Source organism: Mesorhizobium helmanticense, assembly GCF_003034915.1.
Lineage (GTDB): Bacteria > Pseudomonadota > Alphaproteobacteria > Rhizobiales > Rhizobiaceae > Mesorhizobium > Mesorhizobium helmanticense.
The window spans coordinates 1-23,347 of sequence record NZ_PZJX01000078.1 but is presented as its reverse complement, the minus strand read 5'-3'; the positions used below and the strand labels follow the sequence as shown (position 1 = coordinate 23,347).

The 23,347-nt window shown below is 62.4% G+C and carries 26 protein-coding genes and 5 pseudogenes; 26 read left to right on the top strand and 5 right to left on the bottom strand.

Annotated features, from left to right (window positions below; genetic code table 11):
- Positions 1-108: 108 nt before the first annotated feature.
- From C9427_RS35520 to C9427_RS32600, 10 genes and pseudogenes are all read left to right on the top strand, one after another.
- Positions 109-288 (top strand): DUF1612 domain-containing protein, encoded by a 180-nt coding sequence (locus C9427_RS35520; RefSeq protein WP_425351705.1) that lies wholly within the window; start codon positions 109-111, stop codon positions 286-288.
- Positions 260-319, top strand: a pseudogene (locus C9427_RS35515) (hypothetical protein); the annotation flags it as partial. The gene C9427_RS35520 and the pseudogene C9427_RS35515, both read left to right, overlap by 29 nt.
- A 9-nt stretch (positions 320-328) precedes the next feature.
- A complete protein-coding gene (locus C9427_RS35105; RefSeq protein WP_245437268.1) occupies positions 329-547 on the top strand; it encodes a helix-turn-helix domain-containing protein in 219 nt (72 codons plus the stop codon).
- A gap of 273 nt (positions 548-820) precedes the next feature.
- Positions 821-1,252: pseudogene (locus tag C9427_RS35100) on the top strand (DDE-type integrase/transposase/recombinase); the annotation flags it as partial.
- Between the two features lie 682 nt (positions 1,253-1,934).
- Positions 1,935-3,020 carry a hydrogenase small subunit gene (locus tag C9427_RS32625; RefSeq protein WP_107653080.1) on the top strand — a complete coding sequence of 362 codons (1,086 nt, stop codon included), beginning with the start codon at positions 1,935-1,937 and terminating at the stop codon, positions 3,018-3,020.
- Positions 3,021-3,044: 24 nt separating this feature from the next.
- On the top strand, positions 3,045-4,835 hold the full coding sequence (locus C9427_RS32620; RefSeq protein ID WP_107653079.1) for a nickel-dependent hydrogenase large subunit: 1,791 nt from the start codon (positions 3,045-3,047) through the stop codon (positions 4,833-4,835).
- Positions 4,836-4,847: 12 nt separating this feature from the next.
- On the top strand, positions 4,848-5,567 hold the full coding sequence (gene cybH / locus C9427_RS32615) for a Ni/Fe-hydrogenase, b-type cytochrome subunit (RefSeq protein WP_107653078.1): 720 nt from the start codon (positions 4,848-4,850) through the stop codon (positions 5,565-5,567).
- Positions 5,568-6,176, top strand: a complete 609-nt coding sequence (locus tag C9427_RS32610; RefSeq protein WP_107653077.1) for a HyaD/HybD family hydrogenase maturation endopeptidase — start codon at positions 5,568-5,570, stop codon at positions 6,174-6,176.
- 10 nt (positions 6,177-6,186) lie between these two features.
- On the top strand, positions 6,187-6,762 hold the full coding sequence (gene hupE / locus C9427_RS32605; protein ID WP_107653076.1) for a nickel permease HupE: 576 nt from the start codon (positions 6,187-6,189) through the stop codon (positions 6,760-6,762).
- A 97-nt stretch (positions 6,763-6,859) separates the two neighbouring features.
- On the top strand, positions 6,860-7,156 hold the full coding sequence (locus C9427_RS32600; RefSeq protein ID WP_107653075.1) for a HypC/HybG/HupF family hydrogenase formation chaperone: 297 nt from the start codon (positions 6,860-6,862) through the stop codon (positions 7,154-7,156).
- 51 nt (positions 7,157-7,207) lie between these two features.
- Here C9427_RS32600 and C9427_RS32595 read toward each other — a convergent pair.
- The 4 genes and pseudogenes from C9427_RS32595 to C9427_RS35500 all read right to left on the bottom strand — a co-directional run.
- A pseudogene (locus tag C9427_RS32595) lies at positions 7,208-7,330 on the bottom strand (IS5/IS1182 family transposase); the annotation flags it as partial.
- A gap of 45 nt (positions 7,331-7,375) precedes the next feature.
- A complete protein-coding gene (locus C9427_RS35510) occupies positions 7,376-7,624 on the bottom strand; it encodes a tyrosine-type recombinase/integrase (RefSeq protein ID WP_425351704.1) in 249 nt (82 codons plus the stop codon).
- Complete coding sequence (locus tag C9427_RS35505) at positions 7,581-7,856, bottom strand: tyrosine-type recombinase/integrase (protein ID WP_425351703.1); 276 nt, start codon at positions 7,854-7,856, stop codon at positions 7,581-7,583. The genes C9427_RS35510 and C9427_RS35505 overlap by 44 nt, the downstream gene beginning before the upstream one ends.
- Before the next feature lie 163 nt (positions 7,857-8,019).
- A complete protein-coding gene (locus tag C9427_RS35500) occupies positions 8,020-8,193 on the bottom strand; it encodes a hypothetical protein (protein WP_245437267.1) in 174 nt (57 codons plus the stop codon).
- Positions 8,194-8,514: 321 nt separating this feature from the next.
- On the opposite strand from C9427_RS35500, the gene C9427_RS32585 reads away from it, so the two are divergent.
- The 12 genes from C9427_RS32585 (at position 8,515) to C9427_RS32530 (ending at position 19,237) form a co-directional block, all read left to right on the top strand.
- The gene (locus tag C9427_RS32585) at positions 8,515-8,964 is read left to right on the top strand and encodes a thioredoxin domain-containing protein (protein ID WP_107653074.1); all 450 of its coding nucleotides are present in this window, start codon (positions 8,515-8,517) and stop codon (positions 8,962-8,964) included.
- Complete coding sequence (locus C9427_RS32580; protein WP_107653073.1) at positions 8,961-9,809, top strand: hydrogenase expression/formation protein; 849 nt, start codon at positions 8,961-8,963, stop codon at positions 9,807-9,809. The genes C9427_RS32585 and C9427_RS32580 overlap by 4 nt, the downstream gene beginning before the upstream one ends.
- Positions 9,806-10,021 carry a rubredoxin gene (locus C9427_RS32575; protein WP_107653072.1) on the top strand — a complete coding sequence of 72 codons (216 nt, stop codon included), beginning with the start codon at positions 9,806-9,808 and terminating at the stop codon, positions 10,019-10,021. The genes C9427_RS32580 and C9427_RS32575 overlap by 4 nt, the downstream gene beginning before the upstream one ends.
- On the top strand, positions 10,011-10,535 hold the full coding sequence (gene hybE / locus C9427_RS32570; protein WP_107653071.1) for a [NiFe]-hydrogenase assembly chaperone HybE: 525 nt from the start codon (positions 10,011-10,013) through the stop codon (positions 10,533-10,535). The genes C9427_RS32575 and hybE overlap by 11 nt, the downstream gene beginning before the upstream one ends.
- A 104-nt stretch (positions 10,536-10,639) precedes the next feature.
- Positions 10,640-11,641, top strand: coding sequence for a nickel-dependent hydrogenase large subunit (locus C9427_RS32565; protein ID WP_245437266.1), 1,002 nt, complete (start codon positions 10,640-10,642; stop codon positions 11,639-11,641).
- Positions 11,634-11,975, top strand: coding sequence for a hydrogenase maturation nickel metallochaperone HypA (gene hypA, locus C9427_RS32560; RefSeq protein WP_107653069.1), 342 nt, complete (start codon positions 11,634-11,636; stop codon positions 11,973-11,975). Before C9427_RS32565 ends, hypA begins: the two co-directional genes overlap by 8 nt.
- On the top strand, positions 11,975-12,838 hold the full coding sequence (hypB, locus tag C9427_RS32555) for a hydrogenase nickel incorporation protein HypB (RefSeq protein ID WP_107653068.1): 864 nt from the start codon (positions 11,975-11,977) through the stop codon (positions 12,836-12,838). The genes hypA and hypB overlap by 1 nt, the downstream gene beginning before the upstream one ends.
- Before the next feature lie 18 nt (positions 12,839-12,856).
- Entirely contained in the window at positions 12,857-15,133 is a 2,277-nt protein-coding gene (hypF, locus tag C9427_RS32550) for a carbamoyltransferase HypF (protein ID WP_107653067.1), read from the top strand.
- Positions 15,124-15,354 (top strand): HypC/HybG/HupF family hydrogenase formation chaperone, encoded by a 231-nt coding sequence (locus tag C9427_RS32545; protein WP_107653066.1) that lies wholly within the window; start codon positions 15,124-15,126, stop codon positions 15,352-15,354. The genes hypF and C9427_RS32545 overlap by 10 nt, the downstream gene beginning before the upstream one ends.
- On the top strand, positions 15,351-16,508 hold the full coding sequence (hypD, locus tag C9427_RS32540; protein ID WP_107653065.1) for a hydrogenase formation protein HypD: 1,158 nt from the start codon (positions 15,351-15,353) through the stop codon (positions 16,506-16,508). Before C9427_RS32545 ends, hypD begins: the two co-directional genes overlap by 4 nt.
- Positions 16,505-17,557 (top strand): hydrogenase expression/formation protein HypE, encoded by a 1,053-nt coding sequence (gene hypE / locus C9427_RS32535; RefSeq protein WP_167434575.1) that lies wholly within the window; start codon positions 16,505-16,507, stop codon positions 17,555-17,557. Before hypD ends, hypE begins: the two co-directional genes overlap by 4 nt.
- Positions 17,558-17,566: 9 nt before the next feature.
- On the top strand, positions 17,567-19,237 hold the full coding sequence (locus tag C9427_RS32530; protein ID WP_107653064.1) for an enoyl-CoA hydratase-related protein: 1,671 nt from the start codon (positions 17,567-17,569) through the stop codon (positions 19,235-19,237).
- A 334-nt stretch (positions 19,238-19,571) separates the two neighbouring features.
- Here C9427_RS32530 and C9427_RS32525 read toward each other — a convergent pair whose 3' ends face one another.
- Complete coding sequence (locus tag C9427_RS32525) at positions 19,572-20,909, bottom strand: ISNCY family transposase (RefSeq protein WP_107653063.1); 1,338 nt, start codon at positions 20,907-20,909, stop codon at positions 19,572-19,574.
- 173 nt (positions 20,910-21,082) lie between these two features.
- On the opposite strand from C9427_RS32525, the gene C9427_RS32520 reads away from it, so the two are divergent.
- From C9427_RS32520 to C9427_RS34555, 4 genes and pseudogenes are all read left to right on the top strand, one after another.
- Positions 21,083-21,322 (top strand): ABC transporter ATP-binding protein/permease, encoded by a 240-nt coding sequence (locus C9427_RS32520; RefSeq protein ID WP_107653062.1) that lies wholly within the window; start codon positions 21,083-21,085, stop codon positions 21,320-21,322.
- Positions 21,323-21,372: 50 nt separating this feature from the next.
- A pseudogene (locus C9427_RS35495) lies at positions 21,373-21,438 on the top strand (helix-turn-helix domain-containing protein); the annotation flags it as partial.
- A gap of 345 nt (positions 21,439-21,783) precedes the next feature.
- Positions 21,784-22,395: a hypothetical protein gene (locus tag C9427_RS32510; RefSeq protein ID WP_107653061.1), complete on the top strand. Its 612-nt coding sequence runs from the start codon at positions 21,784-21,786 to the stop codon at positions 22,393-22,395.
- A gap of 625 nt (positions 22,396-23,020) precedes the next feature.
- Positions 23,021-23,347 (top strand): annotated as a pseudogene (locus C9427_RS34555) (hypothetical protein); the annotation flags it as partial.

Genomic DNA, 23,347 nt, shown 5'->3' with positions numbered 1-23,347 from the left:
GGACGAGGACGCGCGCCCTGGCCGAATGGCAGGACGTGCTTGCTCAAACGCGCGAGCTGCCTGTGGTGTTGCGCGCGGCGATCACTCGAGGCCTGGTCCGACATCGAAGTGCTGCAGCATGGTGCATGGCTGGGGCCACTTCTGGTGGCCGCGCTGCTCCGGCAGGAGGGTCTTGCCGGCAACCATCTCGTCAGCCTGACATCTCGGCGCCAAAAACATTCCGCGGGAGCGGCGGCTAGCGCGCAATCGCGGCGATCGGCTGCTGGCCTCCCTCGATGGAATCCATGAGGCGGCGCTGGCTGGTCTGAAGGAACACGATCGGTTGGTGATGGCGAAAAGCCAGATGGAACGGCGGCTCAAACAACGGCGCACCAGCTCGAAACTGGCCGACCTGGTCGAATTCGTGCTCTCGCGGCCGATCGTCTCGACCGGCATGATCCAAGAGGCGCTAAAAGTCTCGAAGCAGGGCGCGCTCAATCTTATCGGCGAACTCGGCCTGCGCGAGATGACGGGGAGGGGAAGGTTTCGGGCGTGGGGGATCGTCTGATCCAATCCCTCAAGGCTCTATGATTTCGTCCCTCGGACCGCTCGCTCCTTAAAAGTGCACGCCTAGACGATCCAAGTGTTCTGAACGGTTCTGTCGCAAATCGTGCTTTTGGTTACAACGGGACGCTTTCGCGCCTCGCCGTCATTTCGACTGATCAGTGATCTTGCTGTGCGTGCGCTGGTATCTGCCTACAATCTCAGCCCGCGCGATCTAGAAGGGATGATGGCCGAACGCGGCCTGAACGTCGACCGGGTTGCCATTCCGTTTGCGACAGAACCAGTCGTAATCTCCATCGCCGGCAAGAAGCACTGGCTATGGCGCGCTGTCGATAGGACGGCTATGTCCTCAACGAGATTGTCCAGAACCGCCGCAACATCAAGGCGGCCAAGCGATTGTTGACGCGCTTGTTGAAGAAACAAGGCCGCCGACAAGTTGCGCTCCTATGGGCGGCAAGGCGGCAGGTGATGCCGGAAGTCGAGCACTGATCGCACAACCGCGCTGAGAATTCCCATGTGCCGTTGAGAAAATGGGAGCGACCGATCCAGGGCCTCCGATCACCGGAAACCCTTCAGCGCTGCGTCTCGATCTTCTCCGCCCCTGCGCAACCTCTTCGTTCCACCTCGCTCAAGACACTCCGCGTTTCAGATCCATCTTCACCGTCTGAACGCAATGGCGGAGTGGAAGGCCGTGACTGCGCTCTGCTGACAGCAGCGCACACCGCTTCAGCGCGTTCATACGCAGACAACGTGACAGCGTCACGCAATGAGTTAGCGGATTTGCCATCCTGTTGGAAATCCGACATCGTCGGAAATCCGACATTGATCGGATAGGAGCCGCCTCGCGGCGGTGCCCCTCCCCACCACCGGGCATACGCGTCACGTGCCACGACTGTTCGACCGAATTAAGCTTGGGCGGAGACATAGAGGCGAGAAGACTGAGCTCGTCGAAGTAGTGGTCGCGCAGAACCTGTAGGACCGCCGGGTGTCCAGACATGCACCAGAACCCGTTGGCGAACCGGCGGCAACCGCAGCACTCGCGGCGGCGGACCTCGGCAAGCCGGCGACTGAAGGCGGCGGAAGTCCGCGGTGCTGCAGCATGTGATCTGCTCCTTCGATCCCTGTATGGACTGGCACCGCGCATTGAGATGCAGTTGGCGCCGCGCGGCGGGCGGTAAGACAGTTTTCGGGGGTGAAAGCCGACTTCCGGCCCCCTTTCGCCATACCGACCGCACATCGAGCGGCCGTTTTAAAACCATACATTTCAAATCTGTAGCAAGAAAATGGTCGAAATGATGTAAATCGGTCTGCTTCTTGCTGCAAGCATTTCTGACAGAGCCCGGCGTCCATCCGGGCGATGCGATGGGGAATGAAATTGCTGGAGTAGCAGCATGGCAGCTGCCGAAACCTTATATGACGTCATTCGTCGCCAGGGGATCACCCGGCGCAGTTTCACCAAGTTCTGCAGCCTGACGGCCGCTAGCCTCGGTTTCGGCCCGGGTGCCGCGACAGCGATGGCTGAAGCACTCGAGACCAAGGAACGCATTCCCGTCATCTGGATGCATGGGCTCGAATGCAGCTGCTGTTCGGAAAGCTTCATCCGCTCGGCCCATCCGCTCGTCAAAGACGTCGTGCTCTCGATGATCTCGCTCGACTACGACGATACGATCATGGCGGCCGCCGGCCATCAAGCGGAGGCGATTCTCAAAGAGACGAAGGAGAAGTACAAGGGCAAGTACATCCTCACCGTCGAGGGCAATCCGCCGCTCAACGAGGACGGCATGTTCTGCATCGACGGCGGCAAACCCTTCGTTGAGAAGCTGAAGTGGATGGCCGAGGATGCCATGGCGATTATCGCCTGGGGCGCCTGCGCCTCTTGGGGCTGCGTCCAGGCGGCCAAGCCGAACCCGACCCAGGCGACACCGATCGACAAGGTCATCCTCGACAAGCCGATCATTAAGGTACCAGGCTGTCCCCCGATCGCGGAGGTGATGACCGGGGTCGTCACCTTCATCACGACCTTCGGCAAGCTGCCGGAACTCGACCGGCAGGGCCGGCCCAAGATGTTCTATTCGCAGCGCATCCACGACAAGTGCTACCGCCGACCGCATTTCGATGCCGGCCAGTTTGTCGAGGAGTGGGACGATGAGGGCGCACGCAAGGGCTCCTGTCTCTACAAGACGGGCTGCAAGGGCCCGACCACCTACAATGCCTGCTCTACCGTGCGCTGGAACGGTGGTGTTTCCTTCCCGATCCAGTCAGGCCACGGCTGCATCGGCTGCTCGGAAGACGGCTTCTGGGACAACGGCAGCTTCTATGACCGGCTGACGAACCTCCACCAGTTCGGCGTCGAGGCCAACGCCGACAAGGTCGGCATGACCGCCGCCGGCATCGTGGGTGGCGCAATCGCCGCCCATGCCGCGGTGACCGCCTTCAAGCGCGTGACCACCAAGCGCGAAAAAGGCGACGCATCATGATCACTCTCGGGGAGGAACAGCATCGTGACAATTCAAACACCCAACGGCTTCACACTGGACAATTCGGGCAAGCGCATCGTCGTCGATCCCGTCACCCGCATCGAGGGACATATGCGGGTGGAGGTCAACGTCGACGAGAACAACATTATCCGGAATGCGGTGTCGACCGGCACCATGTGGCGCGGCATCGAAGTTATCCTAAAGAACCGCGACCCCCGAGACGCATGGGCCTTCACGGAGCGCATCTGCGGCGTCTGCACCGGCACGCATGCGCTGACCTCTGTACGCGCGGTCGAGAATGCGCTCGGCATCACCATCCCGGACAATGCCAATTCGATCCGCAACCTGATGCAGCTGGCGCTGCAGGTTCATGACCATGTCGTGCACTTCTACCATCTTCATGCGCTCGACTGGGTGGACGTGATCTCTGCGATCTCGGCCGATCCGAAGGCGACCTCGGCGCTCGCGCAGTCCGTGTCCGACTGGCCGCTTTCCTCTCCAGGCTATTTCAAAGACATCCAGACCCGGCTCAGGAAATTCGTCGAGTCAGGCCAGCTCGGACCTTTCAAGAACGGCTATTGGGGCAATGCATCCTACAAGCTGCCGCCGGAGGCCAATCTCATGGCGGTGGCGCATTATCTGGAGGCGCTCGACTTCCAGAAGGAGATCGTCAAGATCCACACGATCTTCGGCGGCAAGAACCCGCATCCAAACTGGCTGGTTGGCGGGGTACCCTGTCCGATCAATATCGACGGTACTGGTGCGGTCGGCGCGATCAACATGGAGCGGCTTAACATGGTCACCTCGATCATCGACCAGATTATCGAGTTCAATGACAAGGTATACGTTCCCGACATCATGGCCATCGGCTCCTTCTACAAGGACTGGCTCTATGGAGGCGGTCTGTCGGGCAAGAACGTGCTAGCCTATGGCGACGTACCCGAGCACGTCAACGACTACTCCGAGGCAAGCCTGAAGCTGCCGCGCGGCGCGATCATCAATGGCAATCTCGCCGAAGTGCTGCCGGTCGACCATGAGGATCCCGAGCAGATCCAGGAATTCGTTACCCATTCCTGGTACAAATATCCCGACGAGACAAAGGGCCTGCATCCCTGGGACGGGGTTACCGAGCCACACTACGAACTCGGCCCCAACGCCAAGGGGACGAAGACCAATATCGAGCAGCTCGACGAGGCCGCTAAATATTCCTGGATCAAGGCGCCGCGCTGGCGCGGCCATGCCATGGAGGTCGGGCCGCTCGCCCGCTGGGTCGTCGGCTACGCTCAGAACAAGGCGGAGTTCAAGGACCCGGTCGAAAAGGTGCTCAAGGATCTCGGCCTTCCGGTTTCAGCCCTCTTCTCGACACTCGGCCGCACGGCAGCCCGTGCGCTCGAATCGAGCTGGGCCGGCCACCAGATGCGCTATTTCCGGAACAAGCTGATTGCCAATATTAGGGCCGGCGACTTCTCTACGGCCCATGTCGAAAAGTGGAAGCCGGAAACCTGGCCCAAGGAGGTCAAGGGTGTCGGCTTTACCGAGGCCCCGCGCGGCGCGCTCGCGCACTGGATCAAAATCAAGGACGGCAAGATCGACAACTACCAGTGCGTCGTGCCCACCACATGGAACGGCAGCCCTCGCGATCCGGCAGGAAATATTGGCGCCTTCGAGGCTTCGTTGATGGATACGCCGATGTCAGACCCCACCCAACCTCTCGAAATCCTCAGGACCATCCATTCCTTCGATCCGTGCCTAGCATGCTCGACACATGTCATGAGCCCGGACGGTCAGGAAATGGCCAAGGTCCAGGTCCGGTGACGAGGATAAGTCATGACTATCCATGAAACTCTCGCAGCCGCCGACGCCCATGGTGAAAAGGCCGTCGAGCGCCGGAGCATCTATGTTTACGAGGCCCCAGTGCGCATCTGGCACTGGGTCAACGCCGTCTCGATCCTGACGCTCGCGCTAACCGGCTATTTCATCGGCTCGCCGCTGCCTTCCGTGCCGGGCGAGGCCATCGCCAATTTCCTAATGGGGTATATCCGCTTCATCCACTTCGCGGCGGGGCAGGTCCTTGCCGTGTTCCTTATCCTCAGGATCTACTGGGCCTTTGTCGGCAATATCCATGCCCGCCAGATCTTCTATGTGCCCTTCTGGAGCGGCCGCTTCTGGAAGGAATGGCTGCATGAGTTGCGGTGGTACACGTTCTTGGCCCGGCAGCCGAAATATGTCGGCCACAACCCTCTTTCCCAGTTCACCATGTTCCTGATGTTCACCGTGCCGCTCTTCTTCATGGTGATCACCGGCTTTGCGCTCTATAGCGAGGGTGCCGGCCGCGACGGCTGGGAATATGCGCTCTTCGGCTGGGTGTTCTCGATCTGGCCCAACAGCCAGGACATCCACACATTCCACCATCTCGGCATGTGGGTAATCCTCGTCTTCGTCATGGTTCACATTTATGTGGCGATCCGCGAGGACATTATGAGCCGACAGAGCATCATCTCGTCGATGATTTCCGGCGAACGGCTCTTCAAGGACAGGGAGGACTAGATGGTCGCCCCAAATCCCTTGGCCTCTTCACCTTCCCCGCGGATTCTCGTGCTTGGCATAGGCAATATCCTCTGGTCCGATGAAGGCTTCGGTGTGCGCGCGGTGGAAACCTTCCACAAGGCGTATCGGGTGCCTGACAACGTCACCGTCCTCGATGGCGGCACGCAGGGACTCTATCTCGTGCCGTTCGTCAACGAACACGATCGTTTGATCGTGTTCGACGCCATCGACTACGGCCTCGAGCCGGGCATGATGAAGATCGTGGAAGACGACGAGGTGCCGAAATTTACTGGCGCCAAGAAGATGAGCCTGCATCAGACCGGCTTCCAGGAGGTGCTGAGCGCCGCTGACCTCATGGGGCACTATCCCGATCGGCTGGTTCTCATTGGCTGCCAGCCGCTGGATCTCGAGGACTGGGGCGGCCCGCTGACGACGCCTGTCAGGGCAGTCATACCGCGCGCAATCGAAACGGCAGTAGGAATACTGCGGGACTGGGGCGTCGTCGTCACTGCGCGACCGGAAGGGGCCGCAGTTCCGCCACTACTTGAAAACGACATCGATTTCGAACGTTACGAGCGCCGAGCCGAATCGGCCGCATTGCGCTATTGAGGAGGATAGCATGAATTTCCGTGGGGTTGCGGCGACGCTCGTCGCGATGGTGCTACCGGACATCGCCCACGCGCATGTCGGCCTTCACACCGACGGCGCGCTTGCCGGCTTCAGCCATCCGTTCAGTGGTCTCGATCACACCCTGGCGATGGTCGCGGTCGGCTTCTGGGCCTTGACGCTGGGCGGTAAAGCCCGATGGATCGTTCCCTTGGCCTTCGTAACGGTCATGGCGGTGGGCGGCGGCCTGGGTATTTACGGCCTCGCTTTTCCAATGGTGGAAACCGGGATCGCGCTGACCGTCACGCTGCTCGGTCTGCTGGTTGCTTTCGAAGTGAAGGTTTCAACGTCGGTCGCGGCGACGGTGGTTGGAACATGCGCGCTCTTCCATGGCCACGCCCATGGCACCGAACTTCCGGTGATGGCGCATGCGGGCGGCTATGTGGCGGGCTTCATGGCTGCCACGGTCATCCTGCATCTCACCGGTTTCGGGCTGGCCTTGTTGAGGTTCGGCAACGCCCAGCGGGTTGCCGCGCGGACCGCCGGCGTGGCCATTGCCCTTGCCGGTGCAGTCCGGCTGGCCGGCTGAACTTCTCCCAGGGCCGAGGCCGGTCGGGAGTCGTGTGGGCACCCTGCGCACCGCGGCTTCCGATTTCATAAGATCTGGACGACGGAGGAGGAGCATCATGTGCATCGGCATTCCCATGCGGGTCGTCGCCGGCAATGAATTCGTCGTGCACTGCGAGCGACATGGCCGGATATCCTCGATCTCCCTCATGCTGGTCGGCCCACAACCGCCGGGAACCTACCTACTCACCCATCTCGGCTCCGCCATCCGGGTGCTGGACGCCGACGAGGCCCGCGCCATCGACAACGCACTCGCAGGTCTTGCTGAAGCTGTCGAGGGGAGGGCTTTCGACGCCCTCTTTGCCGATCTCACCTCGCGCGAGCCGGAACTGCCGCCGCATCTGCGTAGCGAGTGAGAAGAAAATTTCCAAGGTGGAAGGACTTTCCATCTAGGCCGAAGTGACGAGTTAACTGTTGAGCCAGCTAGCGATAGCTGCGAGCTTAACGAAGCCCATGAAGTTTGCCAGCAGCTTGTCGTAGCGGGTTGCGACACGGCGGAACTGCTTGAGTTTGCTGAAAAAGCGCTCGATAGAATACATCCGCCACTTCCAGATCCGGGCGCATGGCGCGCGGGCTCAGCCGGGCGGCGTGATCTCCATGTGGAGTTGGTCAAAAGGACTGGCGGTCCGGCCGATCACAGCCGTTGAGACCTGGGCGTATAGTGTCGTCGTCGCCAGGCTGCGATGGCCCAGCAGCACCTGAATGATCCTTATGTCCGTGCCGACTTCCAAAAGGTGGGTGGCGAAGCTGTGGCGAAGGGTGTGCACCGTCACCCGCTTCTCAACGCCCAGGAACTCGCAGGCTGCTCGAACGGCGATCCCCAAGGTCTGTGGGTGGATCGGGTCGCGGCCATCGCACCGGGAGCAGCCATCGCCCCGGCTTGGTCAACCGCCAATAGACGCGCAAAATCTCCAGCAGCTGCGGCGACAGCATCACATAGCGGTCCTTGCCGCCCTTGCCCTGCTCGATGCGAATGACCATCCGGCTGGTATCGATGTCCGGCACCTGCAGACGCGCCGCCTCCGTGGCGCGTAAGCCCACCGCATAGGTGGTCATCAGAGCGACCCGGTTCCTCGTCCCCTTCACGGCCTGCAGAAAGCCGACCACCTCATCGGCGCTCCGCACGACCGGCAACTTGCGCGGCGTCCGGGCGCTCAGGCAGATCAGATCGACCCAGCATCACTGCCGTAGAAGAAACGCAAGGCGCAAACGGTCTGGTTCAACGCGCCCCACGAGACCCTTCGGCCCACCAGGTGGGCCTAATAGGCGCGCACCTCTTCGTATCCCAGTTGATCGGGTGATCGTCCAAAAATCGACTGAACTTCGCCACGTGTTGCACGTAGGATCGCTGGGTCTCCGGTGACAAATTGCGGATCGTCAGATCTTCAATCATCCGCTGACGCAGAGGGCTTATCTGGGCCATCTGGGGTTCTCCTATCTGGAAGGTTGGCTCGACACCAAATCTTCTCAGACAGCGGCCTCCTCAGGCCAGACCCGCGCATCAGCTACCGCGGCAGCGGTTTAGTTCAATCTGATTTGCACCCAAAGGGGAATCCCCAAACCTTAAATCGTCACTACGCCCTAGATGCCCGCGACACTTTGTGAAGGCGGAAATTTGTCTTCCGGATCAACGAAACTAACTTTCCCAAGTCTGGCACGCCGCTTGCTTATCATTTCCTTTGAATGTTTTGCATCGTGATTTGTGGAGGAGACTATGCCATCTGTCCTGGTCCGCGCTTTGAGCGAGCGGGCGCGCCTGCCCCTCATCGACGAGACGAACATCGATGCCTTCCTCGCTCCGGCGGCGGGTGAACCCGACAATGCCGTGCTGTTCTTCACCGGCGATCCGTCGCAGCGGCCGGAAGCCGATGACGTCGCCGTCGTCCTCCCGCATATCCTCCAGGCCTTCGAAGGCCGCTTGCGCGGCGCCGTGGTTCTCCGCACGGCCGCAGACAAGCTAAAGGCCCGCTTTAACGTCGTCGTGATGCCGAGCCTCGCCGTGGCTCGTCGAGACCAACCGGTCGGCGTGCTGGGTAAGATCCGCGACTGGTCCGAATATGTCGAGAAGGTCAGTGCCTGGCTCGCGCCCGACGCGCCGGTCATGGTGCCCTCGGGTGGACCGAAGGTCGAGATCACCCATGCCGGCAAGGAGATCGTGCGATGAAGGCCGGATTCTGGGTCGTCCCCGAGGGCGAGGATGCGGCGATGACGGTGATGCCGGTCGGCGCCGAGCCGCCGCTGCGCGCCCGCAAGCTCAATTTCCTCGCCACCAGCAGTGCCGAGGAAATGATCCGCCGATGTCGGCGGACGGCGATGCTCCTGTCGGAACTCGCTGACGCGCTCGCCGTTCAGAAGGCCGACCGGCCGGGCCGGCTATTCGACATCACCGATTTCCCCGACGACGACAAGGAACTGATCGCCCAGACTCTCGGCGAGGGCGAGGTCGCCGGCGTCGCGGCATTGGCGAACGGCATCATGGCCCAGATGCAGGAGGCGGTGATGGCTGGCGTCTGGCGCGTCCGTTTCACCGACGGTGAGGGCCGGCTCATTGCCGATTATGTCGAGGTCGCGAGCATTCCCGCCGCTGTCAAACAGGCGTGCTCGGCGCTGCCGGAGTCGATCAGCCACGGGCCGGCGCCGACCGGCGCCATGAACGTCATGCCCGTGCTGACCGAGATCGGTGATCGCATCGCCCGTTACAGCGACGGTGATCCGGGCCATACCATCACCTTCTCGCTCTTCCCGATGAGCCCGGAAGACATGGCCTTCCTGCAGGAAACGCTGGGTGCCGGGCCGGTGCAACTCACCTCGCGCGGCTATGGCACCTGCCGCATCGTGGTGACCGGCGCGCGCAATGTCTGGTCGGTTCAGTTCTACAACGCCATGGACACGATCATCCTCGATACGTTGGAGATCTGTGACATTCCCTCGGTCGCGATCGCCGCCGAGGATGATTTCCGCGACTCCGAGGCGAGGCTGCGTGAGATCGAGGAGGCCTATTTCAAATGAGCGCCTTCGAGAATTTCGGCAAGCGCGAGACCGTGTCCGACGACGACCAGATGGAATGCGGTATCTGCTGGGATGTCTATGATCCCGCTGAGGGTGACCCGGTCTGGCAGATTGCTCCGGGGACGTCGTTTGCAGACCTGCCGGAAGACTGGCGCTGCCCAAATTGCGATGCGCTGCAATCGAAGTTCATGAGGCTATGTGATGGACGCTGACGTCGCAGAGAGGGCCGAGATCGATCCCGCGCAGGCGCTCGGCCGGCGGCTCGAGGCCCGCTACCGGCACATTTACGCCACCGCCATGGCCGATGTGCCGATCTGTAATCCCGCGCTTGGCATTGCCTCGACCGGTTTTCGGACTTACGGCGGTCGCGCGTTCGGCATCGTGACTACACCATGGTTCATGAATCTCGTGGCAGCGGATCTGCCGCAGGGCCCTTCCTCCGCCCCAGCTGCCCCCGGTACGACCCTCCGTGTCGGCCTGCCGGCGGGTGAGGTCGGGTTCATTGCTGGTGAACTCGATGCGATTGACCGTGTCGATTCCTGCTCACTGTTTTCGCCGGTCTTCGAGTTCGCGACGATGGAGGCTGCCCTCGAAACAGCGGACGAAGCGGCCCGGGCCTTCTTTGAACCTGCCACGCTCGAACCGCCGCCCGCCCCGCCCGCGGCGGTCAACCGGCGTGACCTGTTGGGCGGGCATTTCCGCAGGCGCGAGGAGGCGTCGGAATGACATTCCTTCTCGGGGCAGGCACGATAAGGATCGACGTAACCGTGTCGCGCGCGCTTGCCTGTTCCGTCGCGGTGAAGGCGAACCGCCCGCAGGGGCTGACGCGCATGTTCGTCGGCCGCAGGCCCGAAGAGGCGTCCCCTCTTGCCGGTCAAGTCTTTTCGCTCTGCGGTTTTGCGCAATCCGTAGCGGCGCGGCTCGCTGTCCTGAATGCAGCGGATATGGCGATGAAGGTGGACGAACGGATCGGCTCCGGCGCCGGATTGCTCGCCGAGCGGATTTTCGAAACCTTGCGGGCGCTCATTTTCCATTGGCCGTGCCCCTTGCCGGCATCGCTCGGCGCAACCGCCGGTAGACATCTCCGCGAAGCGCTGGCCGCTTCGCAAGCAATCATCGCCGCGGCCAAGGCCGGGCAAATCGACAGGGCGCATTTGGCGGTCGCCGCTGCGCGGCTGTCTGCGGCGGCCAGCGAGCTCGGCATCCCGAGCCAGGGCGACACACCTTTGCCGGAATCAGCCTGCGCCGCGATGTTGCAGGATATAGGCGACGATCGGGTCTTCAATGTCCGGCGGCCCGATCCACTGACCATTGATGACGATCCGGAAGTCATCGCCCGGCTTTGCGCTGAGCCCGGCTATGCAAGCCTGCCGCATCTCCAAGGTCGCGTCGCGGAGACGGGCGCTTATGCCCGGCTCGCCGCCGATGACGTGGAGGCTTCCCATCTGGTTCAACGACTGTTAGCCCGCATCAACGACGTGCGCCTCTGCCTCAAACAACTGACGGCTCTCGCAGCAACCGGCAAGCACGACGGTGCATCACTCGCCTGCGGCGGGACCACGCCGGGCGCCGGTGGCTACGGTGCTGTGGAATGCGCGCGCGGCCGGCTCTATCATCAGGCCGAGATCGGCGGCGACGGCAGGCTTTCGTCCTATCGCATCCTCGCCCCGACCGAATGGAATTTTCATCCCGCCGGCCCCTTCGTCGAGACACTGCTGTCGTCACCCGTCGGGACCGATGAGGCCGCCGTGAGGTCGGTGTCGCGGCTCGCGGTCCTGTTCGATCCCTGCGTGGCCTTTGAGGTTAATGTTCGCGAGGCCGCACATGCATGAAATGTCGCTGATGGAGAGTGTGATCGAGATCGTCTGCGACACGGCGCGGCAGAACGGCGCGACACGCGTCAAGTCGGTCCGGCTCGACGTCGGCGTGCTGAGCCACGTCGAGCCGGCCGCACTGATGTTCTGTTATGAGGCCGTGCGACACGGCACGATTGCGGACGAGGCGACGCTCGAGATCAACCGCATTGCCGGCGAGGGCTGGTGTCTCGACTGCGGCAAGACGGTCGCCTTGGAGGAGCGGTTCGGCGCCTGCCCGGACTGCGGACGGCATCGGGTCCAGATGACGGCAGGCGACGAATTGAAGATCAGGGATATGGAGGTGAGCTGATGTGCACGGTATGCGGTTGCGGGACTTCTTCCATCGAGGGTCACAAGCACGAGGAGGGCAGGCACCGTCACAGCCATGACCATCATCGCGACCACGACCACCACCGCCATGGCGATGGCGGGCCTGATCATCACCATGCCGCAGACTGCAGCGACCATTATGGCAAGGGGATCGCCGGCGTCAATGTGCCAGGCATGAGCCAGGAGCGGATCATCCAGGTGGAGAGAGACATCCTCTCCAAGAACGACGCCTATGCGGAAGAGAACCGGCGATATTTTGAGCGCCAGGGCATCTTTGCGCTGAACTTCGTCTCCAGCCCCGGCTCGGGCAAGACCAGCCTGCTGGTCCGCACGATCAATGACCTAAAGGACCGCCTCACGATCTCGGTTATCGAAGGTGACCAGCAGACCTCGAACGACGCGGCCCGGATCCGCGAGACCGGCGCCCGCGCCATCCAGATCAACACTGGCAAGGGCTGCCACCTCGACGCCCACATGGTGGGCCACGCGGCTGAGGATCTCGCGCTCGAACCAGGCTCTGCGCTCTTCATAGAGAATGTCGGCAACCTCGTCTGTCCCGCCGCCTTCGATCTCGGCGAGGCCCACAAGGTTGTGGTGCTGTCAGTCACCGAAGGGGAGGACAAGCCGCTCAAATATCCCAACATGTTCGCCGCCGCCGAACTGATGATCCTCAACAAGGCCGACCTGCTGCCGCATCTCGATTTCAATGTCGGCCTCTGCATCGCCAACGCCCTGCGCGTCAATCCGCGCCTCCAGACGCTGACGGTCTCCGCCCGCACGGGAGAGGGCATCGAAGCCTTCTATGCCTGGCTCGAGGCATCCGCCGCCCACCGGGCCGCGTGACCGAAGGTGGCATGAACCATGGCGAGGGCGCTCGCACGACCGATCGAAAACCCGATCCGGCGGCTCAGGCTTCGGGTGCGCGGCGCCGTACAGGGCGTCGGGTTCCGGCCCTTCGCCTACAGGCTCGCGCGGACTATGCGGCTTTCTGGCTTCGTGCTGAACGACAGTGCGGGCGTGCTGATAGAGATCGAGGGTCCGGATACGGGCCGCTTTTCCGACGCGATCCGGACCCAGGCGCCGCCGCTCGCCCGCATCGACTCGATCCACGTGCTCGAACTCTCGCCAGCCGGTGGCGAGCGGTTCGAGATATTCGAGAGCCTTGGCGGCAAGAGCGCGACCCGGATCGGTGCGGATGCCGCGACCTGCGCCGAATGCCGGTGTGAACTGACCGATCCCGCGAGCCGCTTCTTCGGTTATCCCTTCGTCAACTGCACCCATTGCGGCCCGCGCTTCACCATCACTCGCGCGCTGCCCTATGACCGGACGCAGACCTCGATGGCATCGTTTCCGATGTGCCGTGCCTGTGCCTCGGACTATATCGATCCGGAGAACCGGCGCTTCCATGCCGAGCCGGTCGCCTGCCCCGATTGCGGCCCGAGTCTCAGCCATTCGATCGCGGAGATTGCGGCGCGGCTCGAAGGCGGCGCCATCGTCGCGCTCAAGGGCATCGGCGGTTTCCACCTGCTCTGCGACGCCCGCAACGATGCAGCGATCGATCTCCTCCGGGTGCGCAAGGCTCGTGACCAGAAGCCGTTTGCCGTCATGATCGCCGGCATCGAGGCGGCGCGGCAGTTCGCACGACTGAGCGAAGCCGAAGAAGCCTTGCTGGCCTCGCCCGCGAGCCCGATCGTGTTGGTCGAGGCACATGCCGGTGCGCTCTCCAACCTGATCGCGCCCGGCCTCGCGCGGATTGGGCTGATGCTCGCCCATGCTCCACTGCATCATGTGCTGCTCGACGAACTCGCCTGCCATTCGCCGCACCGACCTGCAGCGCTGGTCGCGACCAGCGCCAATCCCGGTGGTGAGCCCCTTGTGGCCGACAACGCCGACGCCGAGCGCCGCCTTGCCGCGATTGCGGATCTGATCGTCACCCATGATCGCGACATCACCGTCCGCGCCGACGACTCCGTCATGCAGGTTATCGATGGCGCTCCCGCGTTCATCCGTCGCGCCCGCGGCTTCGTGCCCGAGCCCGTCGATCTCGGCGAGGATGGACCTGCGGTGATCGCCACCGGCGCCGACCTCAAGAACACTATCTGCATCACACGTGGGCGCGAGGCCTTTCTCTCGCAACATATAGGCGGCCTCAACAATGCCGAGGCGATCCGTTTCCAGCGCGAGGCGATCACCCATCTCTGTTCGATCCTGGACGTGAAGCCGGAATTCGCGGCCTCGGACCTGCATCCGGATTTCCGTTCGGTGCGGATGGCAGAGAGCCTGGGCCTGCCGGTCGTGGCAGTCCAGCATCATGTCGCCCATGTCGCGGCCGTGGTGGCGGAGCATCGGCTTTCCGGCCCGGTTCTCGGGCTTGCGCTCGATGGCCACGGTTTCGGCGCCGATGGCACGAGTTGGGGGGGCGAAATGCTAATCGCCCATGGTGGTCATTGGCGCCGAGCGGGATCGCTTACATCGCTGCCGCTGCCCGGTGGCGACCGCGCGGCGGGTGAGCCTTGGCGCATGGGGGTGGCAGCCCTGCAGGAGGCCGGATGCCTTGATTTCGCGTCGCAGCTCTGGCCAGGTCATCCGGGTGTTGTGCAGCTCACGGCGATGTTCGAACGCGGTATGCAGCCGTCCCGGACGACCAGCCTCGGCAGGCTCTTCGATGCCGCCGCGGCGATAGCAGCCATTGGTCTCGTCCAGAGCTACGAAGGGCAGGCGGCGATGGAGCTCGAGGCCCTCGTCCGGGCGCCGCGCTGTCTCTTCGACGGCTATGCAATTCGGGACGGGGTGCTCGATTTCCGGCCGCTCATCCTGCATCTTGCGCGGGAAGGACTGAGCGGCGCTGACGCGGCCGATCTCTTTCACGGTACGCTGATCGCGGGACTTGCGGAATGGGCCGCGAGGGAAGCGGCACTCCTGGGCATCCCGGAGGTCGCGCTCGGCGGCGGATGCTTGATGAATCGGGTCCTTGCGGCCGGACTTGCGCAAGCGCTTCGGGACCGCGGTCTCAGAGCTTATTTGCCACGTCTCGCGCCGGCCAATGACGGCGGCATCGCGCTCGGCCAGGCCGCCCATGCGCGGCAGGTCATCATGAACGAGAATGCATCAGCGGAGGAGAGCCGGACATGTGCCTAGCGATACCGGTCCAGGTCAAGCAAGTACTGCCCGACAACATGGCGAAGGTCACGCTCGACGGCGTATCGAAGATCGTTTCGACCGCGCTGATCGACGATGTCCGGCCGGGCGACTATCTCGTCCTTCATGTCGGCTATGCGCTCGCGAAGATCGACCCGGAGGAGGCGGAAAGGACGCTCGCCCTCATCCGCGAAGCTGCTGCCATGGGAGATGCGGCATGAAATATATCGACGAATATCGCGACGGCAGGCTCGCCAAGGATATCGCCCGGCAGATCGCCGCTCTCGCCGATCCGGGGCGTTCCTATCACTTCATGGAGTTCTGCGGCGGCCATACGCATGCTATTTCCCGCTATGGTCTCGAGGATCTGCTGCCGGCCAATGTGCGGACGATCCACGGACCGGGCTGTCCCGTCTGCGTGCTGCCGATCGGCCGTATCGATGCGGCGATCGCGCTCGCCATGCGGCCGGAGATCACGCTCTGCACCTATGGCGACCTGATGCGCGTGCCGGGCTCGAACGGATCGAGCCTCTTGAAGGCCAAGGCGGCCGGCGCCGATATCCGCATGGTTTATTCGACGCTCGATGCGCTCAGGATCGCCGAGGCCGAGCTCGAACGCGAAGTGGTGTTCTTTGCCATCGGCTTCGAGACCACGACGCCACCGACCGCGCTCGCGCTCAAGGCGGCGATAGCCAAGAGGCTCGGCAATTTCTCGATCTTCTGCAATCACGTGCTGACGCCGGCGGCGATCCAGAACATCCTGGAAAGCCCTGACGTTCGCAAGCTCGGCACGATCAAGATCGACGGTTTCGTCGGTCCTGCCCACGTCTCGACCGTCATCGGCACCGAACCTTACGAATTCTTCGCTGGGGAATTCCAGAAGCCGGTGGTGGTGGCGGGCTTCGAGCCGCTCGACGTCATCCAGGCGATCCTGATGCTGGTGTGCCAGGTCAATGACGGCAGGCACGAGGTCGAGAACCAGTATATCCGCGCGGTGACCGCGCTCGGCAACGAAAAGGCCCAGGCCGAGGTGGCGAATTTCTTCGAGCTGCGCGAGAGCTTCGAATGGCGCGGTCTCGGCGAAGTGCCCTATGGCGCGCTGCGGCTCCGGCCGCAATATGTGGCCTACGACGCCGAGAAGCGCTTTTCGATGGTGACGCCCGCCGCGAAGGACAACCCGGCCTGCGAATGCGGCGCGATCCTGCGCGGCGTCAAGAGGCCGGCCGACTGCAAGCTGTTCGGCACGGTCTGCACGCCCGATACACCGATGGGCTCCTGCATGGTGTCGTCGGAGGGCGCCTGCGCCGCGCACTGGACCTATGGCCGCTTCCGCGAGAAGGCGCGGCAGGTAAATGTGGGGAGGGCGGTCGCATGAACATGATGATCAAGGCCTACAGGCGCAAGCTCGATGTCGCGAACGGCCGTGTCGACCTTTCGCACGGGGCCGGCGGGCGCGCCATGGGCCAGTTGATCGAGGGCATTTTCCACAAGGCTTTCGACAATGACTGGCTGAGGGCCGGCAACGACCAGTCGGCCTTTTCGGTGCCTGGCGGGCGGATGGTGATGACCACGGACGGCTACGTCGTTTCGCCGCTTTTCTTCCCCGGCGGCAATATCGGCACCCTCGCCGTGCACGGCACGATCAACGACATCGCCATGGCGGGCGCGGTGCCGCTCTATCTGTCGGCAAGCTTCATCATCGAGGAGGGTTTTCCGTTCGCCGATCTCGATCGCATCGCCCAGAGCATGGGCGCCGCCTCGCGCGAGGCCGGCGTGCCGATCATCACCGGCGACACTAAGGTCGTCGAGCGCGGCAAGGCCGACGGTGTCTTCATCTCGACCGCTGGCGTCGGCATGGTTCCGGACGAGCTCGATCTCCGGTCGGACGCCGCCCAGCCCGGTGATGCGGTGATCATTTCCGGCTCGATCGGAGACCATGGCGTCGCCGTGATGTCGAAACACGAGAACTTGGAATTCGACACCGACATCGCCTCCGATAGCGCGGCCTTGCACGGGCTGGTAGCAGACATGGTCGCGGCTGGCGGGGCGCATATCCGGCTAATGCGCGATCCGACGCGCGGCGGCATCGCCGCGACGCTGAACGAGGTCGCCAGCCAGTCGCGGGTCGGCTTCCGCATCGACGAAGACAAGATCCCGCTCAAACCGGAAGTGGCTGCAGCCTGCGAATTCCTCGGCCTCGATCCGCTCAATGTCGCCAATGAAGGGAAACTGGTAGCAGTCGTGGCGCCGGAGGGCGCTAACGCCGTGCTCGCGACGATGCGCGCGCATCCGCTTGGCAGTGAAGCGGCGCTGGTCGGCCACGTCGTGGCCGACGACAACTGCTTTGTCCAGATGACGACCTCGTTTGGCGGCGGCCGGATTGTCGACTGGCTGTCGGGCGAACAACTGCCCCGGATCTGCTAAGAGAGGGTGATGCGCATCCTGCTTCTCTGCCACAATTTCAACTCGCTCTCCCAGCGCCTGCATGTCGACCTGAGACGGGCTGGTCACGAAGTGACGGTCGAGCTCGACATCCATGACGACTTCACTCGCGAGGCGGTCGTTCTCTTTTCGCCGGACCTCGTGATCGCGCCCTTCCTCAAGCGGCCAATCCCGGCCGATGTCTGGCGCGGAACGCTCTGCCTGATCGTCCATCCGGGCATCCGTGGCGATCGCGGCCCAAGCGCCCTCGACTGGGCGATCCTCGACGGCGAAGCGACCTGGGGCGTCACACTGATCGAGGCTCGGGAGGAGATGGATGCGGGCCCCGTCTGGGCTTGGGCGGAATTTCCGATGCGCCCCGCTCGGAAGTCGAGCCTCTACCGACATGAAGTGACCCAGGCTGCCGTAGCCTGCGTCTTCGAAGCGATCGGCCGCATGGAGCGCAGGGAAGGGGCGGCGCTGCCGGCGAACTGGGGCAGGGGGTGCGAGCGACCCGCCTGCCGGAGGTGCGACCGTATCCTCGACCCGACCCGACACTCGGCCGAGGAAGCGCTACGCATCATCCGGGCGTCGGACGGAGATCCCGGCGCTACGATGACGATCGCCGGACAGACTTTCCTGGTGTTTAACGCCGAGCGTGCGGAAGGAGTTCCGGGGCCTGCCGGCGCGCTCATTGGCCGTTCGCGGCACGCTCTCGCCATGGCCTTCCGTGAGGGGGCGCTGTGGATCGGCCATCTCCGGCGACCGGATTCCCGCTCGCTGAAACTGCCGGCGCTCCGGCTGCTCGGTGCCGAAGCAAGCGATCTGCCCATCATCGAAGGACCCGAACCCTGCCGTTACCGGGAGGAGAACGGCGTCGGACTTCTCGAATTCCGCTTCCACAACGGCGCGATGTCGTCGGAAGATTGTGATACCTTGCGCAAGGCGATCACGAGGGCCAAGGCACGCTCGCTTCCGGTTCTTGTGCTGCGGGGCGACGCGGATCGCTGGTCGAACGGCATCCATCTCGGCATCATCGAGGGCGCCGACAGCGCCGCCGACGAATCCTGGCGCAATATAAACGCGATGAACGACTTGGTGCGCGAGATCATCGAGACCGATGACCGACTGGTTATTGCCGCGGTGCTCGGCAATGCCGGGGCTGGCGGCGTCTTCCTGTCGCTTGCCGCCGACGAAGTCTGGATGCGCGAGGGCGTCATCCTCAATCCGCACTACAAGGACATGGGCAATCTCTACGGCTCGGAATACTGGACCTATCTGCTGCCGGCTCGGGTCGGCGAGGACCGAGCCCGCCGCGTGACCCAGGCAAGGCTGCCGATGGGGGTCGACGAGGCGCTTGAACTGGGGCTCGCCACCCGGCGCCTGCCGGGAAATGTAGAATCCGCCGACTGGGAACTGCTCCGCGCTGCCGCCGAACTCGCGGCCTCTCCCGATCTTGCCCGGCGGATTGCTGCCAAACGGGCGCGCCGCGCTCGCGACGAGGCCGAGAAACCGCTTGCCGCCTATCGGGAAGAGGAACTGCGGCGGATGCGGCGCAATTTCTACGGCTTCGACCCGAGCTATCACGTGGCGCGCTACAATTTTATCCACAAGACGCCCAAGTCCCGTACGCCGGTCACGCTCGCTGTCCACCGCGCGAACGCCGACCACGACGGACCGTAGGAGCACCATGCGATGACGAACCCGCTCGCAACCGTTCTCGTAGTGGGCGACGAGGTGTGCTCAATCGAGGCTATCCAGCGGGTTCTATCCGATGGGCGAAGCGTTCATACCGTCGCTCTATCCTCCAAAAAGTTGACCGCTAGTTAGTTTCCGTCCATAAACGTACGTATTTCAGAGCGTTTACAAGAGGTTGATCCGGGCTGGAAGGGGTTTGACGGCATGAGTAGGGTCAAAGGCGCTCACTGTCGACAAAAAGGTGCCGTCGGCACATCAAGCGCACGCCACGAGGGCCGGCAATGGCCGGCGCGACGCAATTGCGATGCCTGCTCGGTTGTCAGGTTGACTTGAGGCGGGTGAAGAGGACGAGATTGTAGGCCACGGCCGAGGACCAGACGTAAGTCCTGAAGTGGTCAAGGCCGCGCCAGGTGCAACGCGCCAAGCCGTAGGCCCGCTTGAGGCATGATATGCCGGCTTCGATGCCGGCGCGGAAGTTGCGCAGCTTGCGATAGACCCACTTGCTTCTGACCATGTCCTCGATCCTGAGGCCGGCCTTCTTGTGGAAGGCCATGTCGGAGACGTCCCACGCCTTCGCCGTGGCCAGGTTGTTGCGCGTGGCAAAGCCGCCATCGGCCGCCGCCTGCCGCGGCGCTTGACCATAGAGGTCGATGTGGCGTGCCAGCATCGGCAGCAAGCGGTCGCTGTCGGCCGGGTTGCCTGCTTCGATCACCAGATCGAGGATCATACCGCTCCGGCCGGTGGTCAGGTTGAGTTTGTGGCCGTACTCGGTATCGCGGCTGCCTTTGACGATGATATCGGCATGCTCCTCGAACAGGCTGACTAGCTTCTCGCCGGCTGGCACGGGCTCGCCGGCCAACACCCGCCGCTCGCTCTGTCTGATGATGCGTTCGACCAGCGGCCGATAGTGATGGACCTGGATCTGCCACAGCGCGATGGACGGTGTGCTCGCGACGGCCAATCGCTCGCTCGCCTGCTTCAGATAGGCCAAGGTCGCGTGGGTGATTACGATCAGCTCCCGGTAGAGTTGGACCCGATTGGGCCGGCCGCGCGTGAACTGGATCTTGCGGGCGCGCTTCTTGGCTGCGCGGCAATGATCACGCCATGAGCCGGCGCCGCCGACCAAGGTATCGGCCCGCTTCAAAAGCCGCACCATGACCCGCACGGCATCCCACAGCAGACTGCTGTCGCTCGGCTCGTGCATGAGTGCCGAGGTCACAGTGCTGTCCAGCCGCACGACTGCACCGTCTTCGAGCTTCGCCTGCCGAGCGCTCGACAGCAGCATCCGATTGATCTGTTCCCAGGTCTCGGGCCGGATCGCACTGATGGTCCTTTGCAGCACCGACTTCTGCGGGCTCCACGACCAAGGTAGTCGGGCGAAGGCCCGGAATGAGGCAGAGTCCTCAAGATGGAAAGCTAGCTCTTGGTAGCTCAGTTGCCGGTACTGCTTGAGGATCGCGCAGCGCAACACTGCTTCGGCCGGCAGGCCCTGCCGCCCGGTGGCCTTGACACCGACCCGCACCAAATCGCGCGCCACCAAGCCAAGCAGGTCGCGATGCTCATCCAGCCATTGCGACATCGCCTTCAACTCGTGACCGATCTCGTGTGTAGCGAAAACATCGAATATACTGGTTTGGACGGTGCGTTCTTGGCGCATTGTCGGCTCCGGCGGTTTCAGATTGTGGCTTGGAATCAGTGGCATGAAACCAAAGTATATCTGAAACCGCTGGGCCTTGCCTGCACAAAGTGCCGATTCACGTAATAATATCAATGTGTTGGCGTTTATGGACGGAAACTAGTTAACGTGACATCGCCGTTAGCCGGTGGAACATGCGCTGCCCCAAGACCGACGCCAGCTGGGAAGAGGTGGTCCGCGCGGCACAAGCCGTTGGCGCGCATGACTTCATCGAACACTTGCCTAATGGCTACGACACCGAACTCGAGCTGCGCGGCGGCAATGCGGCTATCATCTCGCGTATTCGACGACAGTCTTTGCAATCGGTGCGGCAAATCGAGCGGTCAGTGAAATCGTTAGCGGAAAATTGCGCCCGCCATAGCGCCCAAACCTAACCGGCATATGACGTTCGGTCGTTTGAAATCGGGAAGTAAAAGCGACACTCGTCGCCGGACTCGGCCTGCGCGAGATCACGGGCAGGGGACGCTACCGGGCGTGGGGCATCCTCTGATAGCCCCTGTGTGTGCGGAAAGATCGTCTGGCACGCCGGCGTGCGACCGGCACCACACGTGCTAGGCCACTTCTTGGGTCAGACGTTACCACGAGACCTTGCGCCCGCGCGCTGCTTGCGCCATATCTGGACCATGGCGAAACATGCAACTACCGCTCGGCGCTCGGCGTCATCAGGCCAGTTTGTCACTACGAAGGGCGCCAATTCGGTTGGACGGACCAGTGACGGGGTTGTGATCCTGAAGCCTGCCACCAAGCCGACGCATTTCACACAAAGTGAGATACGCGGCACGATTAAGGACGTGAAGGGGAGCGACGGCCGCTTATCGAGCAGCAAGAATCATTGATGGCTGCGCATCCGCGCAATGTGTTCATCAACTGTGCCTTCGACGCCGAATTTGAACCCCTATTCCATGCGATAGTTTTTACTGTGATCCGGTCAGGATTCCGTGCGCGGTGCGCGACCGAATCTGACGATGCGGGAGAGAACCGCTTCTCGAAGATTCAGCAAATCGTGGAGGAATGCCGCTACGGTATCCATGATATTTCGCGAACTGAAACCAGCGGCAATCCTCCTCTGCCTCGTTTCAATATGCCGCTCGAACTCGGCCTTTTCCTCGGTGCCAGACGCTTTGGCGACGGCGATCAAAAAAAGAAAAAGACCCTAATCCTTGACCGTGAGCAATATCGATTTCAGCGGTTTGTTTCCGACCTCGCCGGCCAGGATATTCACTCGCACAATGGCGACGTTTCGATCGCGGTGCGTGAAGTGGCAACTTGGTTGCGCACTCAATCAAGGTCGACCACTGTACCGGGTGGAATGAAGATCGCCGACGAGTTCGCTATGTTCCAAGAAGCCTTACCCGCGATCTTAGGGCAACAAGGACTTGCAAGAGCCGAGATGACATTCGGCGACTACACCGCTATTGCCGTGGCATACATCAAGGAAAACGCCTGAACGTTGTGAGTTGACCCATCCCTTTGGCACGCCGAAAGCTATGAGTTCGTATTTCGGTAAATTGTCGAAGAGGCTTATACTTGGCTGGCCATAGATGTGGCTTCGCCGGCGCGGCGCCCCTAGCAACCGGATACCGCTGACCTGCCGAGTATACGCCAATTCGTACTGAACGGGTTTAAGCAGATCATCGGTGGATCGGTGTCGCCGTTCCGCTAGTCGAGCATCGCATCGAACTGAGAATTAGGAGAGCCTGAGGAACTGTGGGGCGGTTGGTGACGGAGGCTCTCTGAACCGGCCGAACTCAATTTCGGCGATTGCTCGCCTAGAATGTGCCAAAGCCCACCGGCTTGCTCTGCCCTACAAAGGCAGTAACGCTTCATAGACTGATCTGGCGTGAAGTCGGATTGAAGGCGTCTTCAAGAATTATTTCAAAAAGTCACCCATGGATTGCACTTTGCCCAGTTCTGCTTCATCGTGCTGCGAAGACGTTGTCGGGCTGATTCGACGGACCTCGACGAGTTGAGCTTCTTGCGTCGAATACGGCCAAGTTCAAAACCTGTTCCAAGACGTCACACCCGACCGGAAGATTGTTCGCGGGGGCATCCTGTCGAGAAGTGAGTCGAGCGTGGGACAACTAGCATCGAAAAAGAGCATCGTAACCTCTGCCGAACCGGCGGCGGCGGTCGCAGACAATCGAGGAAATATGCGCTCACAAGAGCTTCGGGAGCGCCTGGATGCGAATGGTTTTTTGAGCGCGCCTCCTCCACGCATCAATTTAGATGCGAACGCGAACGCGGCGCCTACGCCAAAGGTCGTCGCTGCTGTTGTTCGTGCTCTGCACAACAGCGCCAACCCGTCGAGCGCGCATGCGGCCGGCGATGAAGCACGTGTTCAGCTTGAGCAGGCGAGGGACGCTGTCTCTGCGCTGTGCCGCGGCGTCTATCCAGAAAAC

Excerpts from the sequence above, each read along its gene's own strand:
- C9427_RS35105 (WP_245437268.1), top strand. The coding sequence starts at position 329 with ATGGCGAAAAGCCAGATGGAACGGCGGCTCAAACAACGGCGCACCAGC.
- C9427_RS32625 (WP_107653080.1), top strand. The coding sequence starts at position 1,935 with ATGGCAGCTGCCGAAACCTTATATGACGTCATTCGTCGCCAGGGGATC.
- cybH (WP_107653078.1), top strand. The coding sequence starts at position 4,848 with ATGACTATCCATGAAACTCTCGCAGCCGCCGACGCCCATGGTGAAAAG.
- C9427_RS32610 (WP_107653077.1), top strand. The coding sequence starts at position 5,568 with ATGGTCGCCCCAAATCCCTTGGCCTCTTCACCTTCCCCGCGGATTCTC.
- hupE (WP_107653076.1), top strand. The coding sequence starts at position 6,187 with ATGAATTTCCGTGGGGTTGCGGCGACGCTCGTCGCGATGGTGCTACCG.
- C9427_RS32600 (WP_107653075.1), top strand. The coding sequence starts at position 6,860 with ATGTGCATCGGCATTCCCATGCGGGTCGTCGCCGGCAATGAATTCGTC.
- C9427_RS35505 (WP_425351703.1), bottom strand. The coding sequence starts at position 7,856 with ATGACCACCTATGCGGTGGGCTTACGCGCCACGGAGGCGGCGCGTCTG.
- C9427_RS35500 (WP_245437267.1), bottom strand. The coding sequence starts at position 8,193 with ATGATTGAAGATCTGACGATCCGCAATTTGTCACCGGAGACCCAGCGA.
- C9427_RS32585 (WP_107653074.1), top strand. The coding sequence starts at position 8,515 with ATGCCATCTGTCCTGGTCCGCGCTTTGAGCGAGCGGGCGCGCCTGCCC.
- C9427_RS32580 (WP_107653073.1), top strand. The coding sequence starts at position 8,961 with ATGAAGGCCGGATTCTGGGTCGTCCCCGAGGGCGAGGATGCGGCGATG.
- C9427_RS32575 (WP_107653072.1), top strand. The coding sequence starts at position 9,806 with ATGAGCGCCTTCGAGAATTTCGGCAAGCGCGAGACCGTGTCCGACGAC.
- hybE (WP_107653071.1), top strand. The coding sequence starts at position 10,011 with ATGGACGCTGACGTCGCAGAGAGGGCCGAGATCGATCCCGCGCAGGCG.
- C9427_RS32565 (WP_245437266.1), top strand. The coding sequence starts at position 10,640 with ATGTTCGTCGGCCGCAGGCCCGAAGAGGCGTCCCCTCTTGCCGGTCAA.
- hypA (WP_107653069.1), top strand. The coding sequence starts at position 11,634 with ATGCATGAAATGTCGCTGATGGAGAGTGTGATCGAGATCGTCTGCGAC.
- hypB (WP_107653068.1), top strand. The coding sequence starts at position 11,975 with ATGTGCACGGTATGCGGTTGCGGGACTTCTTCCATCGAGGGTCACAAG.
- hypF (WP_107653067.1), top strand. The coding sequence starts at position 12,857 with ATGGCGAGGGCGCTCGCACGACCGATCGAAAACCCGATCCGGCGGCTC.
- C9427_RS32545 (WP_107653066.1), top strand. The coding sequence starts at position 15,124 with ATGTGCCTAGCGATACCGGTCCAGGTCAAGCAAGTACTGCCCGACAAC.
- hypD (WP_107653065.1), top strand. The coding sequence starts at position 15,351 with ATGAAATATATCGACGAATATCGCGACGGCAGGCTCGCCAAGGATATC.
- hypE (WP_167434575.1), top strand. The coding sequence starts at position 16,505 with ATGAACATGATGATCAAGGCCTACAGGCGCAAGCTCGATGTCGCGAAC.
- C9427_RS32530 (WP_107653064.1), top strand. The coding sequence starts at position 17,567 with ATGCGCATCCTGCTTCTCTGCCACAATTTCAACTCGCTCTCCCAGCGC.
- C9427_RS32525 (WP_107653063.1), bottom strand. The coding sequence starts at position 20,909 with ATGCGCCAAGAACGCACCGTCCAAACCAGTATATTCGATGTTTTCGCT.
- C9427_RS32520 (WP_107653062.1), top strand. The coding sequence starts at position 21,083 with ATGCGCTGCCCCAAGACCGACGCCAGCTGGGAAGAGGTGGTCCGCGCG.
- C9427_RS32510 (WP_107653061.1), top strand. The coding sequence starts at position 21,784 with ATGGCTGCGCATCCGCGCAATGTGTTCATCAACTGTGCCTTCGACGCC.